Genomic DNA, 24,468 nt, shown 5'->3' with positions numbered 1-24,468 from the left:
GAGGCCCGGTGACGGATCTGGCGGCCCGGTACCGGGCCGCCAGGAGGTCGGCCCGGTCAGGCTACGGCGTACCCGGCGAGCCGGTCGCCGACCTTCTCGGTGCGCACCGACGCCCCCGGCGTACGCCCGGCCAGCTCGGTGCCGACCGCGGCCGTGACCCGGGCGGCGGCGTCGGCGTGGCCGAGCTGGTCCAGCAGCAACGCGGCGGACAGCACGGCGGCGACCGGGTCGGCGACGCCCTGGCCGGCGATGTCCGGCGCCGAACCGTGCACCGGCTCGAACATCGACGGGTAGCGCCCCTCGGGGTTGATGCAGCCGCTGGCCGCCAGCCCGATGCCACCGGTCACGGCGGCGGCGATGTCGGTGAGGATGTCGCCGAACAGGTTGTCGGTGACCACCACGTCGTACCGGGACGGGTTGGTCACCAGGAACATCGCCGCGGCGTCGACGTGCTGGTATTCGGTGGTCACGTCCGGGTGCTCGGCGGCCACCGCGGCGAAGGCGCGCGCCCAGAGCGACCCGGCGTGGGTGAGCACGTTCGTCTTGTGCACGAGCGTGACCTTGCGCCGCTCCCGGCGGCCGGCCCGGGCGAACGCGTCGCGGATCACCCGCTCGACGCCGTGCCGGGTGTTCAGGCTCTCCTCGGTGGCCACCTCGGCCGGGGTGTCCCGGTGCAGCGCGCCGCCGGCGCCCGCGTACAGCCCCTCGGTGCCCTCGCGGACCACCACGAGGTCGACCTCGCCGGGCTTGACCGCGGCGAGCGGACCGGCCACGCCGGGCCAGAGGCGGGACGGGCGCAGGTTGACGTACTGGTCGAAGGCGAACCGGAGCTTGAGCAGCAGACCGCGCTCCAGCACCCCCGGCGGCACGGTCGGGTCGCCCACCGCGCCGAGCAGGATGGCGTCGTGACCGGCCAGCTCGTCGAGGACGGAGCCGGGCAGCACCTCGCCGGTGCGGTGGTAGCGCGCCGCACCCAGGTCGTACTCGGTGACCTCGATCCCGGGCACCACCGCGTCGAGGACCTTGCGGGCCTGCGCGACCACCTCGGGTCCGATGCCGTCACCGGCCACCACCGCGATGTGTGCCACCTGAGGCTCCTCGTCTCGTCGTTAGGCGCAACCGTACGTCGCCGTCCCGCCCCCCGGTACGAATCTTCCATCATCCGGGATACCGGATCACAGGAGGCTCCCAGCCGACATTCATGGTGTGGTCATCTCCTTTGCTTAGGGTCGAGTTCGCGGGCCGACGGGGGCCCGGGATCCGGCACCGCCGCGACGCAGCGGCGGCCACCGAGGGGGCACGTGTCATGCGGATCGAGCACCGGCGGGCCCACTGGGCTGACGAACAGCCACGGACCCGATGGGTCGACCAGTCCGCGTTCCTCCCGGCCCGGCCGGACCTGCACCTGGGCGCCACGAACCACCGCGTCGAACGGTACGGCGCCTCGGCGTCCGGCCGGATCAGCGTCCGGCACACGGTCGCCACCTCGACCGCCGACTACACCGTGCTGCTCAACGCGCCGGAGTGGTTCGGCCACCGCGCGGTCAGCGAGGCGCTGCGCGACGCCGTCGCCGAGCTGCGCGCCGTCGACCTCACCTACGGCCCGAACCGGCCGGACAGCCTCGTCTCCCGGCTGCGCCGCGACGAGATCAGCCCCGACTCGTACCCCCCGCTGGCCGACCTGATCGACCTCTGCGCCGCGATGCGGGCGGCCACCGACGGCTGGTTCGACGCCTGGGCGGTGCCCGGCGGGTTCGACCCGGGCGGCCTGCTCGGCGGCTGGGCGGTCGAGCGGGCCGCGGCGCGGTTGCGCGCCGCGGGCATCCACGACTACGCCGTGCTCAGCGGCGCCGACCTGACGGTACGCGGACACGCGGCGCACGGCGGGCCGTGGCGCGTCGCTGTGCACCACCCCACCGACACCCGCCGGACACCTGTGGTGCTGGAGATGACGACGGGCGCGGTCGGCACGTCGGGCGTCACCGGCCGGCGCGGCCACGTCATCGACCCGCACACCGGCGAGCCGACCGACCGCCTCGTGGCCGCCACCGTGCTCGGTCCGAACCTCGCCGTCGCCGACGCCTACGCCACCGCCCTGTACGCCGCCGGACCGGCCGGGCTGGCCTGGTTCCGCCACGACGCGGACTACCGCCCACTGTTCGCGCACCACCGGCGCTGAGCCGCCCCCTGTTCGCGCACCACCGGCGCTGAGCCGCCCACTGTTCGCGCACCACCGGCGCTGAGCCGCCGCCTGTCGCGGAGCGCGATCGGCCCCCACGGTCTCGGCAACGACCGTGAGGGCCGGTCAGCGACGAGTGCGCGTGGCTCGCGCAATCGAGGGGTGCGGGCCGAGGGGCCGTGTGCCCGACCGCGCCACCCGAAGACGGGCCGGGGATCGGCTCAGCGGAAACCGCATCGGTACGCTAGCGAATCGACGCAACTCGACGCAAGAGTCTCCACAGCGGACGCCGGGTGAACGATGTCGGCAATCAGCGGTGAACGCCCGGTGGGGCAGAGGTGACGGGCCGGGCGCGAGATGGCACGCTGTCCGCCGTGAGTTTCGATCTGAGCGTGTGGGCCCTGCCGGACGGGGCGACACCGGAGCAGGTGCGGGCGGCGGTGCAACAGTGCCGCGACGGCCGGCACGGCGAGCAGCACCCCGACCCGCGACTCGTCGCCTTCTACCGGGCGATCACGGCGACCTACCCGGACCGCCCGGCCCGGCCCGGTACGCCGTGGGAGGTGGCACCGCTGCACACGGCCGCCGACCACATCGAGATGAAGCTGCATCCGACCTGCCCGGACCAGGTCCTGCTGGACATCGAGCGGCTGGCCGGCGAGCACGACCTGATGCTCTTCGACGGCAGCTCGGTCTACCCGCCACCGGCCCGCGTCCGCTCCTGACCCACCAGGGACGGCGAAGGGCCCGGCCGAATTCGGCCGGGCCCCGATGTGTCCTGTCCGGACTACACGTCGCGCAGGTCGGCCGCGCTGGCCGCGACCGCGCCGATCGAGTCGGCGGCGGAAGTGAGCAGGTCGGCGCCGAGCGCCTGGTCGACGGTGAGCGTCATCAGCGTCTCGCCCCCGGCCTCGCGGCGGGCCACCTGCATGGCGGCGATGTTGACGCCGGCCTCGCCGAGCAGCGTGCCGACGGTGCCGACCACGCCGGGCCGGTCGGCGTAGCGCAGGAAGAGCAGGATGCCCTCCGCGCCGATCTCCACGTCGAAACCGTCCACCTCGGTCAGCTTGAACACGTCGCGGGTGCCGGTGTGCGCCACGGTGCCGGAGACGCGGACGGTACGGCCGTCCGGCAGCGCCCCGCGCACCGTCACCAGGTTCGGGTGGTCGACGGTCTCGCCCGGCGTGGCGAGCGTGACCTCGACGCCCCGCTCGGCGGCCAGGTGCGGCGCGTTGACGTAGGTGACCTGCTCCTCGACCACGGAGCTGAACAGTCCCTTGGTCGCGGCGAGCTTGAGCACCGACACGTCGTGGGCGGCGATCTCGCCGCGCACCTCGACGGTGACGCTGGCGGCCACCCCGCCGGCCAAGGCGGTGAACGCCCGGCCCAGCCGCTCGGCCAGCGGCAGCAGCGGACGGACGTCCTCGGCGACCACGCCGCCGGCCTGCACGTTCACCGCGTCCGGGACGAACTCGCCCTGGAGCGCCAGCTTGACGCTCTTGGCCACCGCGAGACCGGCCTTGTCCTGCGCCTCGTTGGTGGAGGCGCCCAGGTGCGGGGTGGCCACCACGTTGTCGAAGGCGAACAGCGGCGAGGAGGTGCACGGCTCCTTGGTGTACACGTCGACGCCGGCACCGGCGACCCGGCCCTCCGCGATCGCGTCGGCGAGCGCCTGCTCGTCGACCAGGCCGCCGCGGGCGGCGTTGACGATCCGCACGCCCGGCTTGACGATCGCCAGCTCCTTCTCGCCGATCAGGCCGACCGTCTCCGGCGTCTTCGGCAGGTGGATCGAGATGAAGTCGCTCTCCCGCAGCAGCTCCTCCAGCCCGACCAGGCGGACGCCGAGCTGGGCGGCACGGGCCGGCTGGATGTACGGGTCGTACGCGATCAGCCGGGTGCCGAACGCGGCGATACGGGACGCGAAGAGCACGCCGATGCGGCCGAGGCCGACCACGCCCACGGTCTTGCCCTGGATCTCCACGCCGGTGTACTTGGACCGCTTCCACTCGCCGGCCTTGAGCGCGGCGCTGGCGCTGGCGGTGTTGCGGGCCACCGCGAGCAGCAGCGCGACGGCCTGCTCGGCGGCGGACACGATGTTCGAGGTGGGCGCGTTGACGACCATGACGCCCCGGGCGGTGGCGGCCGGCACCTCGACGTTGTCCAGACCGACGCCGGCCCGGGCGACCACCTTCAGCCGCGGCGCGGCGGCGATCGCCTCGGCGTCGATCTGGGTGGCGCTGCGTACGATCACCGCGTCGGCCTCGGAGAGTGCGGAGAGCAGAGCGGGGCGGTCGGTGCCGTCCACGTGGCGCACGTCGAAGTCGTGCGCGAGCACCTCGATGGCGGCGGGGGCGAGTTCTTCGGCGATCAGTACGACAGGATTCATCGGTCCTCGTAGACGCTCGGTAATGGTTCGGCCTGGGACGCCGGGGCGCCGCGCTGCGCCCTGCGCCGATCCGTGCCACGGCCGTCGGGTGCGCTCGGGCACCACACCAAGGATGGTAGGGGGCGGCCCGCCCGGCGTGTCCCGGACTGCGGGGTGAGGGCCCTCACACAGGCCCGTCGCACGCCCGACATCCCCCGTTCACCGGGGTCGGCGCGGGACGAGGCGTTACTCACCGCATCCCAGCACGTGAACGGACGGCGGCCCGCGGCCCGACGCCGGGGAGAGCGTCGGATCGCGGGCCGCACGGGGAAGAACTCAGGCGGTCTCGGTGATCGGCCGGTCGACCCAGCTCATCATGGCCCGCAGCTTCTGCCCGGTCTCCTCGATCGGGTGCGCCGCGCCCTCGGCCCGCCACTTGGCGAAGTTCGGCCGGCCGGCCTCGTCCTCGGCCACCCACTCGCGGGCGAACTCGCCGGACTGGATCTCGCCGAGGATCTTGCGCATCTCGTCCTTGACCCGGGAGTCGATGACGCGCGGGCCGCGGGACAGGTCGCCGTACTCGGCGGTGTCGGAGATGCTGTAGCGCATCCGGGCGATGCCGCCCTCGTACATCAGGTCGACGATCAGCTTCAGCTCGTGCAGGCACTCGAAGTAGGCCACCTCGGGCGCGTAGCCGGCCTCGGTGAGCACCTCGAAACCGGTCTGCACCAGCGCCGCCGCGCCACCGCACAGCACCGCCTGCTCACCGAACAGGTCGGTCTCGGTCTCCTCGGTGAACGTGGTCCGGATCGCGCCGGCCCGGGTGCCGCCGATCGCCTTGGCGTACGCCAGGGCCAGGCCGAACGCGTTGCCGCTGGCGTCCTGCTCGACGGCGACCAGGCAGGGCACGCCCTTGCCGTCGACGTACTGGCGGCGGACCAGGTGACCGGGGCCCTTCGGGGCGACCATCGCCACGTCCACGTCGGCCGGGGGCTTGATCAGGCCGTACCGGATGTTGAAGCCGTGACCGAAGAACAGCGCCTTGCCCGCGGCCAGGTTCGGCGCGATGGCCTCGGCGTAGAGGCCACGCTGGGCGGTGTCCGGCGCCAGGATCATGATCACGTCGCCCTCGGCCGCCGCCTCGGCGGGCGTGAGCACCCGCAGGCCCTGCTCCTCGGCCTTCGGCCGGCTCTTCGACCCGGCGGGCAGGCCGATCACCACGTCGACGCCGGAGTCGCGCAGCGACAGCGCGTGCGCGTGGCCCTGGCTGCCGTACCCGATCACGGCGACCGTGCGGCCCTGGATCAGGCCCAGGTCGGCGTCGTCGTCGTAGAACACCTCAACGCTCATTGACTTCCCTTTCGTACGGCGGTGCCCGTCGGCCCGTCGAAAACTTGTGGGTACGGATCAGGCGGCGCGCAGCGCCGGGCCGGCGGTGATGGCCCGGGAACCCCGCCCGATCGCCACGGTGCCGGACTGGACCATCTCCTTGATGCCGAACGGCTCCAGGTCGCGCAGCAGCGCGTCGAGCTTGTCCGGGGTGCCGGTGGCCTCGATGGTCAGCGTGTCCGGCGCGACGTCGACCACCCGGGCGCGGAACAGGCCGACCGTCTCCAGCACCTGGGCGCGGGCCGTGCGGTCCGCGCGGACCTTGACCAGCAGCAGCTCGCGCGCCACCGACACCTGCGGGTCCAGCTCCACGATCTTGAGTACGTTGACCAGCTTGTTGAGCTGCTTGGTCACCTGCTCCAGCGGTGAGGACTCGGCGTTGACCACGATGGTGATACGGGAGACGTCCGGGTTCTCCGTCTCGCCCACGGCAAGGCTGTCGATGTTGAACCCGCGCCGGGAGAACAGCCCGGAGACCCGGGCCAGGACACCCGGCTTGTTCTCCACCAGCACGGACAAGGTGTGCATCGTCATTTAGAGTTCGTCCTCGTCGAACGCGGGGCGCACGCCCCTGGCGAACATGATCTCGTCGTTGCTGGTGCCGGCGGCGACCATCGGCCAGACCATCGCGTCCTTGCCGACCACGAAGTCGATGACCACCGGCGCGTCGTCGATCGCCATGGCCGCCTCGATGGTCTTGTCCACGTCGGCGGCGTTCTCGCAGCGCAGCCCGACGCAGCCGAGCGCCTCGGCGAGCTTGACGAAGTCCGGGATGCGGTGCTTGTGCGTGCCCAGCTCGGTGTTGGAGTAGCGCTCCCCGTAGAACAGGGTCTGCCACTGCCGCACCATGCCCAGGTTGCCGTTGTTGATCACGGCGACCTTGATCGGGATGCCCTCCAGCGCGCAGGTCGCCAGCTCCTGGTTGGTCATCTGGAAGCAGCCGTCGCCGTCGACCGCCCACACCGTGGTGTCCGGCTTGCCGACCTTGGCGCCCATCGCGGCCGGGACGGCGTAGCCCATGGTGCCCAGGCCGCCGGAGTTGAGCCAGGTGTGCGGCTTCTCGTACGAGATGAACTGGCTGGCCCACATCTGGTGCTGGCCGACACCCGCCACGTAGACCGCGTCCGGGCCGGCGATCTCACCCAGCCGCTTGATCACGTACTGCGGCGAGAGCGTGCCGTCGGCCGGCTCCTCGAAGCCCAGTGGGTACCGCTCGCGCAGGTCGTCGAGCTGGGCCCACCAGTCGGTCAGGTCGGCCGCCGGGTGGGCGGCCTGCTCGGCGGTGACGGCAGCGATCAGCTCGTCGATCACATGCCGCGCGTCCCCCACGATCGGGATGTCGGCGTGCCGGTTCTTGCCGATCTCGGCCGGGTCGATGTCGGCGTGCACGACTGTCGCGTCCGGCGCGAACGAGTCGAGCCGGCCGGTCACCCGGTCGTCGAAGCGGGCGCCCAGCGCCACGATCAGGTCGGCCTTCTGAAGGCCGTACACCGCAGCGACGGTGCCGTGCATGCCGGGCATGCCGAGGTGCTGGCGGTGCGAGTCGGGGAACGCGCCCAGCGCCATCAGCGTGGTGACCACCGGGATGCCGGTCTGCTCGGCCAGCTTGCGCAGCCCCTCGGTGGCGCCGGCCTTGAGCACGCCGCCGCCGACGTAGAGGACCGGACGGCGGGCGCCGGTCATCAGCCGGGCCGCCTCGCGGATCTGCTTGCCGTGCGGGTGCAGCGTCGGCCGGTATCCGGGCAGGTCGAGCGTGGGCGGCCAGGAGAAGGTCGCCGGCGCCTGGAGCACGTCCTTCGGGATGTCGACGAGCACCGGGCCGGGCCGGCCGGTCGCGGCCAGATGGAACGCCTCGGCCAGCACGCGGGGGATCTCGTCGGCGGTCTGCACCAGGAAGTTGTGCTTGGTGATGGGCAGCGTGATGCCCTGGATGTCGGCCTCCTGGAAGGCGTCGGTGCCGATCGACGGCCGCGCCACCTGGCCGGTGATCGCCACCATCGGGACCGAGTCCATGTACGCGTCGGCGATCGGGGTCACCAGGTTCGTCGCGCCCGGCCCGGAGGTGGCGATGCAGACGCCGACCCGGCCGGTGGCCTGTGCGTAACCGGTGGCCGCGTGCCCCGCGCCCTGCTCGTGGCGGACCAGGATGTGCCGGACCGAGGAGTCGTAGAGCGGGTCGTAGGCGGGCAGGATCGCGCCGCCCGGGATGCCGAAGACCACGTCGACGCCGAGCGCCTCGAGCGACCGCACGAGCGAACCGGCGCCCGAGACCTGCGCGGCGGCGGGTTCCCGTACGGGCGTCTCGGCGGTGGCGGCCCCCGGAACGGTACGGCCGGGGCGGGCGGCGGGGTCGGAGTCACCGGCCGCGCCGGTGCCGGAGCGGGCCCGGCGGGCGGAGTGGGCGAGGGTCTCTGGCGTGGGTCTCGTCATGGCGGTTCAAGCCTTCGGAAGTTGAGTGGGTGACGCGCTTCTCAGGATGGGACGGAGGGTCCCGGCGATGGTCCGACGGCAACAAAAAAGCCCACGTGCAGGATGCACGGGGCCAGCGCACTCTCGGTGGGAGAGTGCGCTCAGGTAAGTACTCGCGGCGACCGGTTCGACGACATGCGGCTAAGCCTGACGCATCTCACGCGATGAGTCAACTGATCCCACATTCTGGTTCACGGACGTGGGCGTGTCGGTCGCCGGCACCCCCTGCACACCCGGTGCGAACTGCGAAGATCCCTCCATCGGGGGACGCGGGGCGGGCGGGTTGTTGCGCAGCCGGGGCAGCAGCGGCGACGGGGCCCGCGCCGGCGCGGGCGGCGGCACCGGCGGCATCGCGGTGTGCCGGTTGCCGGGTGCCGTGGCCGCCTCCAGCATCGCCTCCAGGTGCTCGGCCGGTACGCCCCAGCCGAACAGCGCGCCCTGGCCGAACCGGCAGCCGGCGGCCACCACGGCGGCCAGCTCGGCCGGGTTGGTGACGCCCTCGGCGATCACCTCCAGCCCCAACTGGTGACCCAGGCGCATGACGATGTCGACCATCGGGGCGAACGCCGGGCCGTCCCGTCCGACCGGCCGTACCGGTTCGTGCTCGGCGACCAGACTGTGGTCGATCTTGAGGATGTCGATCGGCAGCCGCCGGAGCTGGCCGAGCGACGAGTAACCGGCGCCGAAGTCGTCGAGTGCGATCCGGACGCCGGTCAGCCGCAGCGCGGTGAGCCGCCGGATCAGCTCGTCCAGGTCGGTGGCGACCGCGTGCTCGGTCACCTCCAGCACCAGCCGCTGCGGCGGCACGTGGTGCGCGCGCAGCGCGTCGGCGACCTGGACCACATACTCCGGGGCGTGCAGCTCGCGCGGCGACACGTTCACCGACACCCAGACGTCGTGCCCGTCGGCCAGCCAGCGGGAGAGCTGGTAGCAGGCCTGGTGCAGCACCCACGCGCCGAGCTTGGCGATCATCCCGCACTCCTCGGCCAGCGGGATGAACTCGTCCGGCCGGACGTTGCCCAGCTCCGGGTGCCGCCACCGCAGCAGCGCCTCCGCGCCGACCGGCCGCACCGACGGCAGCGAGGCCACCGGCTGGAAGACCAGCCGCAGTTCGTCGCGCTCGATCGCGCCACGCAGCTCGTGCTCCATCCGGGTACGCCGGCTCAGCAACTGGTCGTACGTGGCGTCGTAGTGCTCGATCCGGTTCTTGCCCCGCTGCTTGGCGTAGCGCAGCGCCAGGTCGGCGTTGCGCAGCAGCAGTTCCACGTCCTGCTCGCCGTGCCCGGCGGCCACTCCGATGCTCACCGACAGGAAGACCGGCAGGTCCCCCTGCTCGTACGGGCGGCCGAGCACCCCGAGCAGGCGGTCGGCGACCGGGCCGGGCCCGGCCGACCCGTGCATCAGCACCGCGAACTCGTCGCCGCCGAGCCGGGCCGCCAGGTCACCCGGGCGCAGGTTGCCCCGCAGCCGCCGCCCCACCTCGATCAGCACCGCGTCGCCGACGTCGTGCCCGCGCATGTCGTTGACGTTCTTGAAGCCGTCGAGGTCGAGCCCGAGCAGTACGCACGGCATGCCCGCCTCGGCACCGCGGTGCAGGGCGCGCAGCAGCCCGCGCCGGTTCGCCAGCCCGGTCAGCGGGTCGGTGTGCGCCAGCTCGCGGAAGTGCGCCTCCCGTTCGGCCAGCCGGATCGCGTAGCCACGCACGTCGTTGAGGGCCAGATATTGCCGGGTCACCAGGGCGAACCCCTCGACGGTGCCGGCCACGATCGCGTACCCGTCGAACCCGCCGCCCTGCACCAGGTGGTAGATCGCGGAGGCGGCCATGGCGAACATCGGCACGAAGGCGTACTCGCCGTCGCGGCGGATGAAGTCGACGTCGAGCTGTGTCAGGTCGGCGCGGCGCCCGGCCACGGCGGTGGCCAGCAGACCGGCGGCGGTCAGCACCGCGCCGGTGAGCACCATGCCCGGGCCGGCCTGGCAGAGCCCGGCGGACACGCCCAACCCACCGGCCGTCACCGCTGTCGCGCCGGCGGCGAGCAGCGTGAGCCACCCGCGCGGCGGCGCGACCCGGAGCACGACGATCACGGTGAGCCCGGTGGTGAGCGCCGCGCTCACGGTGGCCAGCACGATCGGCAGGCAGGCGACGGGGGTGGCGCCGCCGAGCAGCCGGGTCGGCTCGCTGAACGCCACCCAGCCGACGAACCAGAGCGCGCTGCCCATGATCAGGCCGTCGAGCAGCAGCCGGGCGGTGGCGGCCCGGGTCGCCGCCGCGCCGGGCAGGCGCAGCACGGCGGCGCCGAGGCCGAGCGCGGCGAGCGTCGTCCCGGCCGCGACGAGGACCGCCCACCCGGTCCGCTGGCCCTGCCGGTGCGCCCAGTGGTCACCGGCGGCCAGCAGGCCGCCGAGACCGACCACGAGGCTGAACAGGGCGGCACCGGCGGCGACCGCGAGCAGCAGGTGGGCCGGGCGGCGAGGGCCGGTGCGGTGCCGCACCGACGCGGCGAGCAGCACGGCGGCACCGGCCGCGGCGATCCCGCTCAACACCGCGACGGTGACCATCCCCGGGGACGACTGCACGCGTCAACTCTGCCGGATGAGCGCCTCCCGTGGGGCACCGGGTGTGCAACTGTTGGGACACAGGGTGCGCGCCGGGGGATCGCCGCGCCGATGGTGTCAGACTGGTTGTCATGCCTGAGCTGCGGTCGAGGACCTCCACCCACGGTCGGACGATGGCCGGCGCCCGGGCCCTGTGGCGGGCCACCGGGATGACCGACGACGACTTCGGCAAGCCGATCGTCGCCATCGCGAACAGTTTCACCCAGTTCGTACCCGGCCACGTCCACCTCAAGGACCTCGGCGGCCTGGTCGCCGACGCGGTGGCCGAGGCCGGCGGCGTCGGCCGGGAGTTCAACACGATCGCCGTGGACGACGGCATCGCCATGGGCCACGGCGGCATGCTCTACTCGCTGCCCAGCCGGGAGCTGATCGCCGACGCGGTGGAGTACATGGTCAACGCGCACTGCGCGGACGCCCTGGTCTGCATCTCCAACTGCGACAAGATCACTCCGGGCATGCTGCTCGCCGCGCTGCGGCTCGACATCCCGACCGTCTTCGTCTCCGGCGGCCCGATGGAGGCCGGCAAGACGGTGGCGATCGAGGGCGTGGTGCACAGCAAAATCGACCTGATCGACGCCATGATCGCCTCCTCGAACGAGGCCGTCACCGACGACCAGCTCGGCGAGATCGAGCGCTCCGCGTGCCCGACCTGCGGCTCCTGCTCCGGCATGTTCACCGCCAACTCGATGAACTGCCTCACCGAGGCCATCGGCCTGGCGCTGCCCGGCAACGGGTCGACGCTGGCCACCCATGCCGCGCGGCGGTCGCTGTTCGTCGAGGCCGGGCGCACCATCGTCGAGATCGCCAAGCAGTGGTACGACAACGACGACGCCTCCGTGCTGCCGCGCTCGATCGCCGGCCGGGAGGCGTTCGAGAACGCGGTCGCCCTCGACGTGGCGATGGGCGGCTCCACGAACACGGTGCTGCACCTGCTCGCCGCCGCCCGCGAGGCGGAGCTGCACTTCGGCGTCGCCGACATCGACGCGATCTCCCGCCGGGTGCCGTGCCTGGCCAAGGTCGCCCCGAACTCGCCGCAGTACCACATGGAGGACGTGCACCGGGCCGGCGGCATCCCGGCCATTCTCGGCGAACTGGACCGCGCCGGGCTGCTGCACCGCGACGTGCGCGCGGTCCACTCCCCCACCCTGGACCGGTGGCTGGCCGACTGGGACGTCCGGGGCGGCTCGGCCACCCGAGAGGCGGTCGAGCTGTTCCACGCCGCGCCGGGCGGGGTGCGCACGACCGAGCCGTTCTCCACCACCAACCGCTGGTCGTCGCTGGACACCGACGCGGCCGGCGGCTGCATCAGGGACTCCGAGCACGCCTACAGCGCCGACGGCGGCCTGGCCATCCTGCACGGCAACCTCGCGCCGGCCGGGTGCGTGGTGAAGACCGCCGGTGTGCCCGAGGAGTGCCTGATCTTCCGCGGCCCGGCCAAGGTCTACGAGTCTCAGGACGACGCGGTGACCGCGATCCTCGCCAAGGAGATCGTCGCCGGGGACGTGGTGGTGATCCGGTACGAGGGCCCGAAGGGCGGCCCCGGCATGCAGGAGATGCTCTACCCCACCTCGTTCCTCAAGGGCCGTGGGCTGGGGCGCTCCTGCGCGCTGCTGACCGACGGCCGGTTCTCCGGCGGCACCTCCGGCCTGTCCATCGGGCACGTCTCCCCGGAGGCGGCCTCCGGCGGGCTGATCGCGCTGGTCCGCGAGGGCGACGAGATCGTCATCGACATCCCGGGCCGGTCGATCGAGCTGAATGTGCCCGCCGACGAGCTTGAGGCGCGCCGGGTGGCCGAGGAGAAGCGGGACCGCCCGTACACCCCTGTCGACCGGCAGCGTCCGGTGTCGGCGGCGCTGCGCGCGTACGCGTCGATGGCGACCTCGGCCAGCGACGGCGCCTACCGCCGCGTCCCCGAGTGACGTAAGGAAGGGCCCCTTCTTAACGCCTCCGGTAGAGGAGGGGGCCCTTCTTAACGCCCGCGCGCCGGTAGGGTCCGGCGGCGTGGAGACGACTGTGAGTTACGCGCGACTGGTCCGGCCGGCGATCGACCGGGTCTACGTGGGCGCCCGCTGGGCAGCCCGCGCCCGGATGGAGGCGTTCTACGCCGAGCGGGGCTGCACACTCGGCGCGGAGAGCAGCTTCTTCTCCGGGGTGCTGGCCCGGCCGATGCCCGCCGAGGCGCTGGCCGACGGCCTGGTCTACACGTCCGGAAGCATGGCCGAGGAGCTGGAGCAGGGCGTCGTCGTCCGGGACGCCGACGGCGCCTGGCACCTCACCGAGCTGGGCCGCGAGCTGACGCTGTTCGCCCAGCGGGCGACCGGTGAGGCCGCCGAGGAACTGTGGACCATGCTGCCCGGGGTGCTGCCCGGGCTGAGCGTCGTGCCCCGCCTCGCCGACCTGGTCGGCCGGGTGCTGACGCACGCGCAGGCCAGCGGCGGGCCGGTGTTCCGGGCGATGTCCCCGCCGTACGAGCCGGAGGGCGCCTCCCCGGCGCTGCTGCTCGTCACCCGGCTGGGCTCGCTGCGGCACCACCGCGCCGACGCGCACCGGGCCGCGTGGCGGGCCGCCGGGCTGACCGCCGACGAGATCCGCGCGCTGCCGGACGGCCCGCGACGCGCGGCGATCGAGGCGGACACCGATCGCCGCGACGAACCGGCGTACGCGGCGCTGACCGAGGCCGAGCGGTGGGAACTACTGTCCGGCCTCGCCGCCCTGCCCAACTAGCGCCCCGCGGCCTCCACCGCCACCGGGTGGAACGCCATGGGTGTCTACGGACCCTTTTGACACCCATGGCGTTCCACTCACCGCTGGGTGGGGTCCTCCTCGGCCGGTGCGGTGCCGTCGACGGGCAGGCCGAACTCCGCGGGCGAGTTCTCGTCGGTGCCGTCCAGGTCCGCGTGCGGGTCCTCGGGGGTGACGTCGTCGGGGTCGGCGCCTCCGGCGTGCAGGTCGGACAGTTCAACCGGATCAGTCATGCCGTCCTGGTACCCCGCAGGTGCCGCCCGAACCCGCCGGGACGTCAGCGCGGCCGGTGCCGCTCCAGGCCGTCGAAGAGCAGGTCGAGGGTGAACTCGAACTCGGTCTGACTGTCGCACCAGCCGAGCGTCGGGTCCGCCGCGTCGTGCGTCTCGGCGGCGACCATGGCGGCCAGGTGCGGCAGTCGTTCGGCCAGCGCCACCATCTCGGCTTCCTCGGCCTCCGCGTCGGTCTCCTCACCCGCCGACGGCTGGAACACCTCCTGCGAGAAGCCGAGCGCCAGGCTGCCGAAGGCGTGCAGCGCCCGGTGGGCGATCCGGTACGAGAAGCCGCCGTCGACGAGTGTGGCGACGATGCCGTCGTAGTAGACGTACAACCCGGCAGGGACGGCCGGACGGCCGGTGAGCAGCGCGGGGGCCCACGGGTGCCGCAGCATGACCGCACGCGCTCCGAGGAAGCGCAGCCGCAGCCGGGCCCGCCAGTCCGCGCGGGCCGCGTCCGCCTCGGCCCGGTCGGCGGCTGAGGTGATCTCGGTGACGACAGCGTCCACAAGGCCGTCGAGCAGCCCGCCCTTGCCGGGCAGGTGGTGGTAGAGCGACATCGCCTCGACACCGAGTTCGGCGGCGAGCCGGCGCATCGTGAGCGCCGCCATCCCCTCGGCGTCGACCAGGGCGATCGCGCTGACCAGGACGCGCTCGCGGCTGAGCGGGTCCCGCGGTTTCCGCGCTCCCATCCGGCTCTCCATCTCCTCTTGACCTTACAACGTATGGTCTGCCTTACGACGTAAGGCAGCCGTTCCCCAGCGACGGCGCGTCGCACACCCCTAGGAGCCGCCATGCCACAGCTGATCCGCACCGCCCGCGCGACCGGGCTGTTCTACCTCGGGCTCGCCGTCAGCGCCGCCCTGGGGTTCCTCACCGCCCGGTCCATGATCTTCGACGCCGGCGACGCCGCCACGACGCTCGCCAACCTGGTGGCCCACGAGTCGCTGGCACGCGCCGGCATCGCCCTCGAACTGCTCGTCGTCCTCACCCAGACGCTCACCGCCGTCTGGTTCTACCGGCTGTTCCGCACGGTCGACGGCACCGCCGCGGGCAGCATCGCCGCCTTCGGGCTCGTCAACGCCGTCGCGATCCTCGGCAGCGCCGCCGTCCTCGCGACGGCGCTGCAGGTCGCGACCGACGGGCCGGCCGACGCCGGCACCATCCAGCTGCTCTACCTGGTCAGCGGAAACCTGTGGGAGGTGGGTGGGCTCTTCTTCGGGCTCTGGCTGGTGCCGATGGGCTGGTGCGTGCTCCGGTCGGGTTGGCTGCCCCGGCCGCTGGGCTGGGTCCTCGTCGCCGGTGGCGTCAGCTACGTCCTCATGACGTTCGTCGCGTACCTCGCCCCCGGCGCCGGGATCGCCGGCGACCTGCTGGTGGTCCCCGCGACAGTGGGCGAGTTGTGGATCCTCGGCTATCTGATCGTCTTCGGCGTGCGGAACCACGCGGAGACGACCGCAGGCGCGCGGAAGCGCGCGGAGACGACCGCAGGCGCGCGGAAGCGCGAGGAGGCGAGTGCGCCGCCGAGCGCCCGGACGACGCTCAGACGAGGTCGTTGACGCAGTGCAGGACCGGGCGTCGGGTGAGCGCGTCCGCGTCGAGCGGGCCGGGCGCGTGCACGGTGAACGTCGCGCTCTCCCCCGGCAGCAGCGTCACCAGCGCCCGGTCCACCTGCGCCGCCGGCCACCGCGCGTCGCGGTCCTCGGCGAAGAACCACAGCGCGCGCTCCGCGACGGTGAGTGTCACGACGGCGGTCCGCTCCCCCGCCGGTACGGCGACCTCAGCGGTGACCCCGGCGACCGCGGCGCGTACGGTCGGCGGCTCGTCGGCGGCCCGCTCGACCTCGGCGTGCGGCTCGACCCGGCCGGTGCCACCGGCCACCGTGACCACCGGCCGGACCGACGCGAACCGGGCGGTGGACCAGGCGTGCAGGCCCCGGGGAGTGTCGCCGGCACCGCCGTCCCGGCGATCTCCGGCGGAGCGACGGCAGCCGGAACCGTCAGTCACCACAGTCGGTGACACAAAGTGGCCGGCGCGGCGTGCAGTAGCGTCACCAGACGCCGGTGACCCGGCGGACGAGAGCGCCCGCGAGGGCCGGACACAGTGGAGGAACGCTGCGGTGAAGCGGCCGACCATCGCCGACGTCGCCCGGCGCGCCGGGGTCTCGAAGGGTGCGGTGTCGTACGCGCTCAACGGACAGCCCGGGGTCTCCGACGCGACCCGCCGGCGGATCCTCGCCATCGCCGCCGAGATCGGGTTCCGTCCGAGCAGCGCCGCCCGCGCGCTGTCCGGCGCCACCGCCAAGGCGGTCGGCCTGGCGCTGTGCCGCCCCGCCCGGATACTCGGCATCGAGCCGTTCTTCATGGAGCTGATCAGCGGCGTCGAGGCCGAACTGTCGGCCCGCTCGTACGCGCTCACCCTCCAGGTGGTCAGCGACCAGGAGGCCGAGATCGCGGTCTACCGGCGGTGGTGGGCCGAACGCCGGGTCGACGGCGTGCTCGTCTGCGACCTGCGCACCGACGACCGGCGCGTGCCGGCGCTGGAGGAACTGCAACTGCCGGCGGTGGTGATCGGCGGGCCCGGGCACACCGGCGGCCTGGCGAGTGTCTGGGCCGACGACGCTGCGGCCCTGGTCGAGACCGTGGAATACCTGGTCGCGCTCGGTCACCGTCGCATCGCCCGGGTGGGCGGGTTGCCCTCGCTGCTGCACACCGAGATCCGCACCGAGGCGTTCACCGGCGTGTGCCGGCGGCTCGGGCTGGACGAGGCGACCACCGTCTGGTCCGACTACACCGGCGAGGAGGGCGCGCGCGCCACCCGCCGGCTGCTCAGTTCCGCCGGCCGCCCGACCGCGGTGATCTACGACAACGACGTGATGGCGATCGCCGGGCTCTCGGTGGCCCAGGAGATGGGCCTCACAGTGCCCGCCGACCTGTCCATCGTGGCCTGGGACGACTCACCGCTCTGCCGCCTGGTGCACCCGCCGCTGACCGCGCTGGGCCGGGACATCCCGGCGTACGGCGCGCATGCCGCCCGGCAACTCCTGGCCGTGATCGCGGGCGAGCCGGCCGCCGTCGTGCAGGACGAGACCGCGCACCTGACGCCGCGCGGCAGCACCGCCCCACCTCGTACGACGAGCTACTGAGCCGGTTCAGCTCACCGGGCGGTGGACGGGTACTCCTCGAACCACGCCTCGACCCGCTCGGCGGTCGCCGGGCGGGCCAACGCGAAGCCCTGGCCGTACCGGCAGCCGGCCCGCCGCGCGCCGGCCACCTGCCCCTCCGACTCCAGCTCCTCGACCACCAGGTCCACGCCGAGCCGGTCGGCCAGGTTCGCCACCACGTCGATCAGCGGACGTCGTCCGTCCCCGCCCGGGCCGACCAGGTGCGGGCCCACCTTGAGCAGGTCGATCGGCAGCCGGCGGAGCTGCGCGAGCGAGGCGTGCTCGGCCCGGAAGTCGTCGAGCGCGATCCGCACACCGACCGACCGCAGACCGGACAGCCGGGCCACCACTGTGGACAGTTCCGCGCCCACCACCGGCTCGGCCACCTCCACCACCAGCCGTTCCGGCACCACGTCGTACGCAGCCAGCGCCGTCGCGGTACGCGCCACGAAGTCCGGCGCGGCCAGCTCGCGCGGCGTCACGTTGACCGCCATCCACAGCTCGCGGCCGCCCTCCGACCACGCGGCGAGCTGACGGCAGGCCCGGTCCAGCACCCACCGCCCGATCTCGCCGGTCAGGTCGAGGTCGGCCGCCACCGGCAGCAGCTCGGCCGGGAGCACGGTGCCCAGCGCCGGGCTGCGCCAGCGCAGCAACGCCTCGGTGCCCACCGGCGTCCGGTCGGCGAGCGCCACCACCGGCTGGTAGACCAGGTCCAGCTCACCGCGCGCCACCGCGCCGGGCAGCTCCCGCTCCAGATCCAGGCGGCGGACCAGCTGCTCCTCCAGGTAGGCGTCGTACCACTCGACGCGGTCCCGGCCGAGCTGCACCGCCCGGCGGCGGGCCAGGTCCGCCTGCCGCAGCACGTCCCCCGGATCACCGCCGCCGGTCTCGGCCAGCCCGACGCTCACCCCGAGCCGGGCGACGCCTCCCGGCCGGGGGTACGGGTCGGTCAGCGCCGCCAGCAGCCGCAGGCCGAGCGCGTACGCGAGCACCGGTCCGAGATCGGTGAGGACGGCGTACTCGGAGTCGCCGAGCCGGGCGACCAGATCGCGCGTCTCGGAGCCCGCCCGCAGCCGGCGCGCGGCCTCGGCCAGCACCGGCCGCTCCGCCACGGCGCCGCCCACCCCGTGCAGGTCCACGACGAGCAGCGCGCCACCACTGCGCTCCGCCATCGCCCGGACCAGATCCGCGCGCGTCAGGCACACCGGCCCGGCCGACCGGGCGTCCGGTCCGAGCCGGCGCCGCAACCACGCCTCACGGGCCGCGAGCCGCTGCACGCGGCGGCGCTGGTCGGCGGCGGCGAGCAGCTCACCCACCATGATCGGCGGAATGACGGCCAGGCCCAGGGCCATCGCGCCGGTGCTGAACTCACCGGCCGTGCCCAGGTGGATTCCGGCGGCCAGCGCGGCGATCCCGGCCGGCGCGGTGAGGCGGGGCCAGGCGGCCGGCGCCGCGTCCCGGCCCGGCCGTTCGCCGCCCGAGGTGCGCCGGGCGCCGGAGGCGGTGAGCAGCGCCCCGGCCACCAGCGGTGCCGAGACGAGCGGCAGCGCCCGGTCCGGCGCGTCGTACGCCAGCAGCACCACGAGCAGCGTCAGCCCGCCGAGCGTCAGCACGGTCCCGGCGTGGCAGCGCGCGGCGCCCGGCCGGCGGCGGCGTTCGGCGACGGCCGCCACGGCGAGCACGGCGAGCACCACCGCGCCGCCTGCCGCGACGACCCCGGCGACGCCCGGGACCGGGCCGTTCGGCAGCAGCATCCAGCCCGCGAAGACCAGGCTGACGCCGAGCGCCAGCACGTCGACGGTACGGCGCACCAGTTCCGGGCCGGACAGCCGCGACCGGCCCGGCAGGCGCAGCAGGCCCACCACGTGCAGCGGCCCGGTGAGGCACAGCCCGGCCAGCGCGATCGGCAGCCGGTGGGCGGGGTCGCTCAGCGGCAGCACCGCGACGGTGAGCCCGGCGACCAGGACGGCGCCGTCCAGGACGGCCGCGACCCGGCGGGACAGCGCTGCCCGGCGAGCCCGCCGCCCGGTCCTCGGGTCGAGCGCCGCCGCGTCGTGCGTGACGGTGAGATACGGCGCTCCGGCTGCCGGTGCGGGACGACCTGGCGACGCAGGACGGCCGGTCGACGCAGGGCGGTCCGTCGGCGCAGGGCGGTCCGTCGGCGCGCAGCGGTCCGTCGGCGCGGGACGGTCGGGCGGGGTGGCGCCGCCGGCGAGCCAGGCGAGCCGGACGCAGGCGAGAGCGAAGCCTCCGGCGACGGCGAGCGCGGCGGCGGAGGGGCCGGGCAGGACACCGGCGACGCCGGCCAGGAGAAAAGTCGCGCCGGTGAGCGACACGACGACATCGGGCAGGGCTGATCGCCGACGGGGATCGGCGGGAGGAGGGACGGGCACGGCGGTCGCCTTCGTGAGGGGGCACGGGGGCGGTGCGGTTGCGGTGCGCGGTACGACGTGCGGAGCCGGAGCGGGGCGGGAACGCATCGGCGGGGACCGCTGCGGCCACGCCTAGAAACGATTCCGGACGCGCCCGGTGACGTCACCGCACCAGTGACGTCCATCACATCAACATCTGGCGGCGGAGTGGCCAGGCGCAAGAGGGCGGGCGCGAAAGAGCGGGCGCGGCGGGTGGCCTGATGGGGCGGTGCGGACGCCCGGGGGTGAGGTGGAGGGGACGGATGGGATCATCGGAGGGTGAGCCGCGCCGATACCGTCCGCTTCCGTCACAACCAGGCCATCCTGGTCGCCGCGATCGTCGCCTCCGTGGGCGCGCTGCCGCTGGCCTCCGCCCGCTGGTGGCTGCTCTGGGTGCTGCTCGTGCCGCTCGCCGTCGCGGTCTGGGCGTGGCGCGCCGGCACCGACGCCGATGCCCGGGAGCTGCGGCTGCGGGCGCTCGTCGGGCAGCGCCGGGTGCCGTGGAACCGGGTCGCCGAACTCGCCGGTGACCCCCGGGGCCGGGCGGTGGCCCGGCTCGACGACGGCGAGGTGGTGATGCTGCCGGCCGTACGCGCCACCGAACTGCCGAGGCTGATCGCCGTCACCGGGCAGGAGCTACCAGGCACCGGCAGCGATCAGTGAAGCCGCCGGCGGCCAGCAGCGCCACCGGCGATCAGTAGCCGTCGACCACCCGGTTCGTCAGCTCCGTCCCGGCGGCGTACCGGCGCAGCTGCTCGCCCACCAGGCGGTACGCGCGGGGCAGCAGCCCGCGTACCGAGCCGGCGACGTGTGGAGTGAGCAGCACGTTCGGCAGCTCCCACAGGGGATGGTCGGCGGGCAGCGGCTCCGGGTCGGTGACGTCCATCGCCGCGCGCAGGCGGCCCGAGGTCAGCTCGGCGACCAGCGCCGGGGTACGGGCCACCGGCCCCCGGGCGGCGTTGACGAGCAGCGCGCCGTCGGGCATCGCGGCGAGGAAACGCTCGTCCACCAGGCCCCGGGTCTGCTCGGTCAGCGGCACCAGCAGCACCACCACATCCGCCTCCGGCAGCAGCGCGGGCAGCTCGTCCACCCCGTGCACGCCCTGGTCGGGGCGGGCCGTACGGGCCACGAGCGTGAAGCTCACCTCGAACGGGGCGAGCCGGTCGCGGACCGCGGTGCCGATCGAGCCGGCGCCGACGATCAGCACCCGCTTGCCGGAGAGTTCGTCGGTGGGCGCCACCTCGTCGTACGCCCACTCGCGCCGCGCCTGCGCCCGGGCCAGCGGCGCGAACCCGCGCAGCGAGGCGAGGATCGCGGCGACCACCCATTCGGCGGTGGGCGAGTCGTGCACGCCCCGGGCGTCGCAGAGCGTCACGCCGTCGGGAATCCGTCCCACCCAGGCGTCCGCCCCGGCGGAGAGCAGTTGCACCACCTCGACGTCGGGCAGCTCGGCCAGGAGCGCTCCGGCGTCCGGGCCGGACAGGAACGGCGGCACCCAGAACCGCACCCCGGCCGGGGACGACGGGAGCCGCCGCGGGTCGTCCAGCAGTTCCACGGTGACGCCGGGCGGCAGCTCGCCGAGCAGCCGGCGGCCCTCGGAGTGCGGGATCCATGCCTTCACGACCGCCGACGATATCCGCCCCCGACCGGCGGCGCGGCGTGACCCGTGACGAACACCCCGCGAGGCATGTCGTGACGGCCCGGCGGGGTATAACCGAGGGCGGGACGCCGGTCGGGTGTTCCGCTTGCTGAGGGCGGTGGCGATGAGCGAGGACGGCCCGGGGCGAAGGTCCGTGCCGATTCCGGCACTCGCCGACCCGGACCGGTTGCGCTCACTCGACGAGACGCGGCTCGACGCCGTACCGGACGAGGCGTTCGACAGGTTCGCGCGGCTGGTCGGCGACCTGCTCGACGTACCCGTCGCGCTCGTCTCCCTGGTCGACGCCGACCGCCAGTTCTTCCCCGGCGCCACCGGGCTGCCGGAGCCGTGGGCGGCCCGCCGGGAGACGCCGCTGAGCCATTCGTTCTGCCAGCACGTGGTCGACATCGAGATGCCGCTGGTGCTGCCCGACGCCCGCCTATACCCCCGGGTACGCCTCAACCTGGCCATCGAGGACCTCGGCGTGGTCGCGTACGCGGGCATGCCGCTGACCGACCTCGACGGGCGGGTGCTCGGCTCGCTCTGCGCGATCGACAGCAAGCCCCGGGCCTGGACGAAGGAGCAGCTGCGTACGCTCGCCGACCTGGCCGCCGCGTGCTCCTCGGAACTGCGGCTGCGCATCGCGGTCCGGGTAGCCGAGCAGGCCCGCCGCCGCGCGGAGGAGGCGCACGACCGGCTCGCCATGCTGGCCGGGATGAGCGAGATGCTCGGCGGCACACTCGACGTGGCCACTGCGGTGGACCGGCTCGGGCACGCGATGGTGCCGCTGCTCGCCGACTGGTGCCTGATCACGCTCGTCGACCCGGCCGGCCGGCCGCGCACCGTCACCGGCGTACACCGGGACGCCGGGTGCGAGGCCGACCTGGCGCGCTTCGCCGGGCTGCTGACCACCGGGCTCAGCGCGGAGTCGCAGATCCGGTCGGTCCTGCGTACCGGCCGGCCGGTGGTGCGCGCCGAGGCCGGCCTGGACGACGTGGCGCGCGGCACCACGCACCCGGAGCTGGTGCCGCTCGCCGAACGGCTCGGCGTCGGGTCCCACCTGACCGTGCCGATCACCGCCGCCGGGGACCGGGTCATCGGAGCCGTCACGCTGGTCAACCGTCAGGGGCGGCGCGGTTTCGACGCCAGCGACCTGCGCACCGCGCAGGACATCGGGGTACGCGCCGGACAGGCGGTCGGCAACAGCCGCCTGTACGGCGAGCAGCGGCACGTCGCCGAGGTGCTCCAGCACAGCATGCTGCCGAGTCTGCCGGCCGTGCCGGGGATCGAGCTGGCCGCCCGCTACCTGCCGGCCGCCGACCGGGTGGAGGTGGGCGGCGACTGGTACGACGCCTTCGTCCAGCCCGACGGCGAGCTGATCGCCGCGATCGGCGACGTCGCGGGGCACGACATCGAGGCGGCGGCCACCATGGGCCAGTTGCGCAACCTGGTGCGGGGCAACGCCTACGGGCGGGACGATCCGGTGGAGGACCTGGTGGCCCACCTCGACCGGGCGATGGGCGGGCTGCGGGTACCCACCGTCGCCACCGCGGTACTGGCCCGGATCCGTCCGGCCGACGAGGGGCTGCGCGTCTCCTGGTGCAACGCGGGGCACCCGCCGCCGCTGCTGGTCCGCGCCGACGGCACGGTCTCGGTGGCGGGCGGTCGCGGGCCGCTGCTCGGCCTGGCCCGGCCGCCCCGGCGCACCGGCCGGACGCTGACCCTCGCCCCGGGTGACACGCTGCTGCTGCACACCGACGGGCTGATCGAGCGCCGGGACCAGCCGATCGACGAGGGGCAGGCCGACTTGATCACGCACCTCGGTGCCGGCGGGCCGGGCGTACCGCTGGATCTGCTCTGCGACCGGCTGCTCGCCGCCGCGCAGCAGTGGGAGGACGACGTCGCCCTGCTCGCGCTGCGGGCCGGCTGAACCGGCACTCCCCCGAACGGCCGGACGCGGACAGGCGTGCGTGTGACGTGCCCGGTTCACCGGTCCGCCCGGCTAGGCTGGGGCGGGTGAGCCCGCGTCTTGCGTACCCCCGTGTCCGCCGCCTCCGCACGGCGCTGGCGGCGTCCTGCGCGGCGCTGCTGCTCGGCACCGCCGGCTGCGCTCTCGGCGAGCCCGAGCCTGATCCGGCCGGCGCGCCGCCCAACCTGCCGACACCGTCGAGCACCGCGAGTGCCGGCGGGGCCGGCCAGCAGGTGGTGGCCACGGTGCTGGCCAAGGGGCTGGAGGTGCCGTGGGGCATCGCGTTCCTGCCCGACGGCGGTGCGCTGGTGACCGAGCGGGACAAGGGACGGATCCTCCAGGTCGGCCCGGAGTCCGGCCCGGACGGGCTGGCCGTGCGTCCGGTGCAGACCGTGCCGGACGTGGTCGCCGGAGGCGAGGGCGGCTTGCTGGGCATCGCTGTCTCCCCCGCGTACGCCCGGGACCGCACGGTCTTCGTCTACTACACGGCCGAGGACGACAACCGGATCGCGAAGATGCAGCTCGGGCAGGCGCCGAAGCCGATCCTGACCGGCATCCCGAAGTCCGGCACGCACAACGGCGGCGGGTTGGGCTTCGGGCCGGACGGCCACCTCTACGCCAGCACCGGGGACGCCGGGCGCACCGAGAACGCACAGGACGCCGAGAGCCTCGGTGGCAAGATCCTCCGGATCACCCCGGACGGCAAGCCCGCGCCGGGCAACCCCACCGCCGGGTCGCCGGTGTGGTCGACCGGTCACCGCAACGTCCAGGGCTTCGCCTGGACGACGGACCAGAAGATGTACGCGGTGGAGTTCGGTCAGAACACCTGGGACGAGATCAACCAGATCAACAAGGGCGGCAACTACGGCTGGCCCCGGGTCGAGGGGCGCGGCGACGACAAGCGCTACGTGAACCCGATCACGCAGTGGTCCACGGGTGACGCCTCCTGCTCCGGCCTGGCGGCGGCGGACCGCCTGCTGGTCGCCGCCTGCCTGCGCGGCCAGCGGCTCTGGCTGGTGGAGCTGGCCGGCAACGGTACCGTCCTCGGTCAGCCGCGCGACCTGCTCACCGGCCGGTACGGTCGGCTTCGCGCCGCCGCCGCGGCGCCGGACGGCTCGCTCTGGGTCAGCACCTCGAACCGGGACGGGCGGGGTACGCCCATCCCCGAGGATGACCGTATCCTGCGGCTGGTCTTCGCCGACGGGGGCGCTGGCCGAAGCTGATCCGGCCCGCCGGGTTTGCCAAGATCGC

Annotated in this window: 20 protein-coding genes; 9 read left to right on the top strand and 11 right to left on the bottom strand. The window is 74.0% G+C overall.

The features are described from left to right. Positions 1-56 precede the first annotated feature (56 nt). Positions 57-1,088 carry a 3-isopropylmalate dehydrogenase gene (locus C569_RS0113235; protein WP_018786262.1) on the bottom strand — a complete coding sequence of 344 codons (1,032 nt, stop codon included), beginning with the start codon at positions 1,086-1,088 and terminating at the stop codon, positions 57-59. Positions 1,089-1,306: 218 nt separating this feature from the next. Here C569_RS0113235 and C569_RS0113230 point away from each other — a divergent pair, with 218 nt between their 5' ends. Both C569_RS0113230 and C569_RS0113225 read left to right on the top strand, forming a co-directional pair. Further along, entirely contained in the window at positions 1,307-2,179 is an 873-nt protein-coding gene (locus tag C569_RS0113230) for an FAD:protein FMN transferase (RefSeq protein WP_018786261.1), read from the top strand. Positions 2,180-2,553: 374 nt separating this feature from the next. Next, complete coding sequence (locus C569_RS0113225; protein WP_018786260.1) at positions 2,554-2,904, top strand: hypothetical protein; 351 nt, start codon at positions 2,554-2,556, stop codon at positions 2,902-2,904. Between the two features lie 62 nt (positions 2,905-2,966). Here the strand turns inward: C569_RS0113225 and serA are convergent, their stop codons facing one another. The 5 genes from serA to C569_RS0113200 form a co-directional block, all read right to left on the bottom strand. Next, positions 2,967-4,565, bottom strand: a complete 1,599-nt coding sequence (gene serA / locus C569_RS0113220) for a phosphoglycerate dehydrogenase (RefSeq protein WP_018786259.1) — start codon at positions 4,563-4,565, stop codon at positions 2,967-2,969. A gap of 315 nt (positions 4,566-4,880) precedes the next feature. After that, on the bottom strand, positions 4,881-5,894 hold the full coding sequence (ilvC, locus tag C569_RS0113215) for a ketol-acid reductoisomerase (protein ID WP_026268094.1): 1,014 nt from the start codon (positions 5,892-5,894) through the stop codon (positions 4,881-4,883). A 57-nt stretch (positions 5,895-5,951) separates the two neighbouring features. Further along, complete coding sequence (gene ilvN, locus C569_RS0113210; protein WP_018786257.1) at positions 5,952-6,467, bottom strand: acetolactate synthase small subunit; 516 nt, start codon at positions 6,465-6,467, stop codon at positions 5,952-5,954. Next, the gene (locus tag C569_RS0113205) at positions 6,468-8,363 is read right to left on the bottom strand and encodes an acetolactate synthase large subunit (RefSeq protein WP_018786256.1); all 1,896 of its coding nucleotides are present in this window, start codon (positions 8,361-8,363) and stop codon (positions 6,468-6,470) included. 180 nt (positions 8,364-8,543) lie between these two features. Then, a complete protein-coding gene (locus tag C569_RS0113200; RefSeq protein WP_026268093.1) occupies positions 8,544-10,979 on the bottom strand; it encodes a bifunctional diguanylate cyclase/phosphodiesterase in 2,436 nt (811 codons plus the stop codon). A 110-nt stretch (positions 10,980-11,089) separates the two neighbouring features. On the opposite strand from C569_RS0113200, the gene ilvD reads away from it, so the two are divergent. After that, positions 11,090-12,937 carry a dihydroxy-acid dehydratase gene (gene ilvD / locus C569_RS0113195; protein WP_026268092.1) on the top strand — a complete coding sequence of 616 codons (1,848 nt, stop codon included), beginning with the start codon at positions 11,090-11,092 and terminating at the stop codon, positions 12,935-12,937. Between the two features lie 94 nt (positions 12,938-13,031). After that, positions 13,032-13,742 (top strand): hypothetical protein, encoded by a 711-nt coding sequence (locus C569_RS0113190; RefSeq protein ID WP_018786253.1) that lies wholly within the window; start codon positions 13,032-13,034, stop codon positions 13,740-13,742. Between the two features lie 77 nt (positions 13,743-13,819). On the opposite strand, the gene C569_RS33715 is transcribed toward C569_RS0113190, so the two are convergent. Both C569_RS33715 and C569_RS0113180 read right to left on the bottom strand, forming a co-directional pair. Then, positions 13,820-13,993, bottom strand: a complete 174-nt coding sequence (locus C569_RS33715; RefSeq protein WP_018786252.1) for a hypothetical protein — start codon at positions 13,991-13,993, stop codon at positions 13,820-13,822. Positions 13,994-14,037: 44 nt separating this feature from the next. Then, positions 14,038-14,739: a TetR/AcrR family transcriptional regulator gene (locus C569_RS0113180; RefSeq protein WP_018786251.1), complete on the bottom strand. Its 702-nt coding sequence runs from the start codon at positions 14,737-14,739 to the stop codon at positions 14,038-14,040. 90 nt (positions 14,740-14,829) lie between these two features. Here C569_RS0113180 and C569_RS0113175 point away from each other — a divergent pair, with 90 nt between their 5' ends. Next, a complete protein-coding gene (locus tag C569_RS0113175) occupies positions 14,830-15,594 on the top strand; it encodes a DUF4386 domain-containing protein (protein WP_018786250.1) in 765 nt (254 codons plus the stop codon). On the opposite strand, the gene C569_RS34255 is transcribed toward C569_RS0113175, so the two are convergent. Continuing rightward, entirely contained in the window at positions 15,578-16,042 is a 465-nt protein-coding gene (locus tag C569_RS34255; protein WP_018786249.1) for a hypothetical protein, read from the bottom strand. The genes C569_RS0113175 and C569_RS34255 overlap by 17 nt on opposite strands. 112 nt (positions 16,043-16,154) lie before the next feature. Here C569_RS34255 and C569_RS0113165 point away from each other — a divergent pair, with 112 nt between their 5' ends. Next, positions 16,155-17,180 (top strand): LacI family DNA-binding transcriptional regulator, encoded by a 1,026-nt coding sequence (locus tag C569_RS0113165; protein WP_018786248.1) that lies wholly within the window; start codon positions 16,155-16,157, stop codon positions 17,178-17,180. 11 nt (positions 17,181-17,191) lie between these two features. Here C569_RS0113165 and C569_RS0113160 read toward each other — a convergent pair whose 3' ends face one another. Further along, positions 17,192-19,534: a bifunctional diguanylate cyclase/phosphodiesterase gene (locus C569_RS0113160; RefSeq protein ID WP_018786247.1), complete on the bottom strand. Its 2,343-nt coding sequence runs from the start codon at positions 19,532-19,534 to the stop codon at positions 17,192-17,194. 354 nt (positions 19,535-19,888) lie between these two features. Here C569_RS0113160 and C569_RS0113155 point away from each other — a divergent pair, with 354 nt between their 5' ends. Continuing rightward, positions 19,889-20,272: a PH domain-containing protein gene (locus tag C569_RS0113155; protein WP_018786246.1), complete on the top strand. Its 384-nt coding sequence runs from the start codon at positions 19,889-19,891 to the stop codon at positions 20,270-20,272. A 31-nt stretch (positions 20,273-20,303) separates the two neighbouring features. Here C569_RS0113155 and C569_RS0113150 read toward each other — a convergent pair whose 3' ends face one another. Then, positions 20,304-21,230, bottom strand: a complete 927-nt coding sequence (locus C569_RS0113150; RefSeq protein ID WP_018786245.1) for a 2-hydroxyacid dehydrogenase — start codon at positions 21,228-21,230, stop codon at positions 20,304-20,306. Positions 21,231-21,372: 142 nt separating this feature from the next. Between C569_RS0113150 and C569_RS0113145 the strand changes: the two genes are divergently transcribed. Both C569_RS0113145 and C569_RS0113140 read left to right on the top strand, forming a co-directional pair. Then, positions 21,373-23,178 carry a SpoIIE family protein phosphatase gene (locus C569_RS0113145; RefSeq protein ID WP_026268091.1) on the top strand — a complete coding sequence of 602 codons (1,806 nt, stop codon included), beginning with the start codon at positions 21,373-21,375 and terminating at the stop codon, positions 23,176-23,178. Between the two features lie 86 nt (positions 23,179-23,264). After that, a complete protein-coding gene (locus C569_RS0113140; protein ID WP_018786243.1) occupies positions 23,265-24,440 on the top strand; it encodes a sorbosone dehydrogenase family protein in 1,176 nt (391 codons plus the stop codon). Positions 24,441-24,468: the final 28 nt, after the last annotated feature.

The organism is Micromonospora sp. CNB394 (genome assembly GCF_000374985.1).
Lineage (GTDB): Bacteria > Actinomycetota > Actinomycetes > Mycobacteriales > Micromonosporaceae > Micromonospora > Micromonospora marina.
The sequence above is the reverse complement of the archived record's forward strand: the minus strand, read 5'-3'. Positions and strand labels throughout refer to the sequence as shown.

Coding starts and splice junctions, on each gene's coding strand:
- C569_RS0113230 (WP_018786261.1), top strand. CDS start 1,307: ATGCGGATCGAGCACCGGCGGGCCCACTGGGCTGACGAACAGCCACGG.
- serA (WP_018786259.1), bottom strand. CDS start 4,565: ATGAATCCTGTCGTACTGATCGCCGAAGAACTCGCCCCCGCCGCCATC.
- ilvC (WP_026268094.1), bottom strand. CDS start 5,894: ATGAGCGTTGAGGTGTTCTACGACGACGACGCCGACCTGGGCCTGATC.
- ilvN (WP_018786257.1), bottom strand. CDS start 6,467: ATGACGATGCACACCTTGTCCGTGCTGGTGGAGAACAAGCCGGGTGTC.
- C569_RS0113205 (WP_018786256.1), bottom strand. CDS start 8,363: ATGACGAGACCCACGCCAGAGACCCTCGCCCACTCCGCCCGCCGGGCC.
- ilvD (WP_026268092.1), top strand. CDS start 11,090: ATGCCTGAGCTGCGGTCGAGGACCTCCACCCACGGTCGGACGATGGCC.
- C569_RS33715 (WP_018786252.1), bottom strand. CDS start 13,993: ATGACTGATCCGGTTGAACTGTCCGACCTGCACGCCGGAGGCGCCGAC.
- C569_RS0113180 (WP_018786251.1), bottom strand. CDS start 14,739: ATGGAGAGCCGGATGGGAGCGCGGAAACCGCGGGACCCGCTCAGCCGC.
- C569_RS0113175 (WP_018786250.1), top strand. CDS start 14,830: ATGCCACAGCTGATCCGCACCGCCCGCGCGACCGGGCTGTTCTACCTC.
- C569_RS0113145 (WP_026268091.1), top strand. CDS start 21,373: ATGAGCGAGGACGGCCCGGGGCGAAGGTCCGTGCCGATTCCGGCACTC.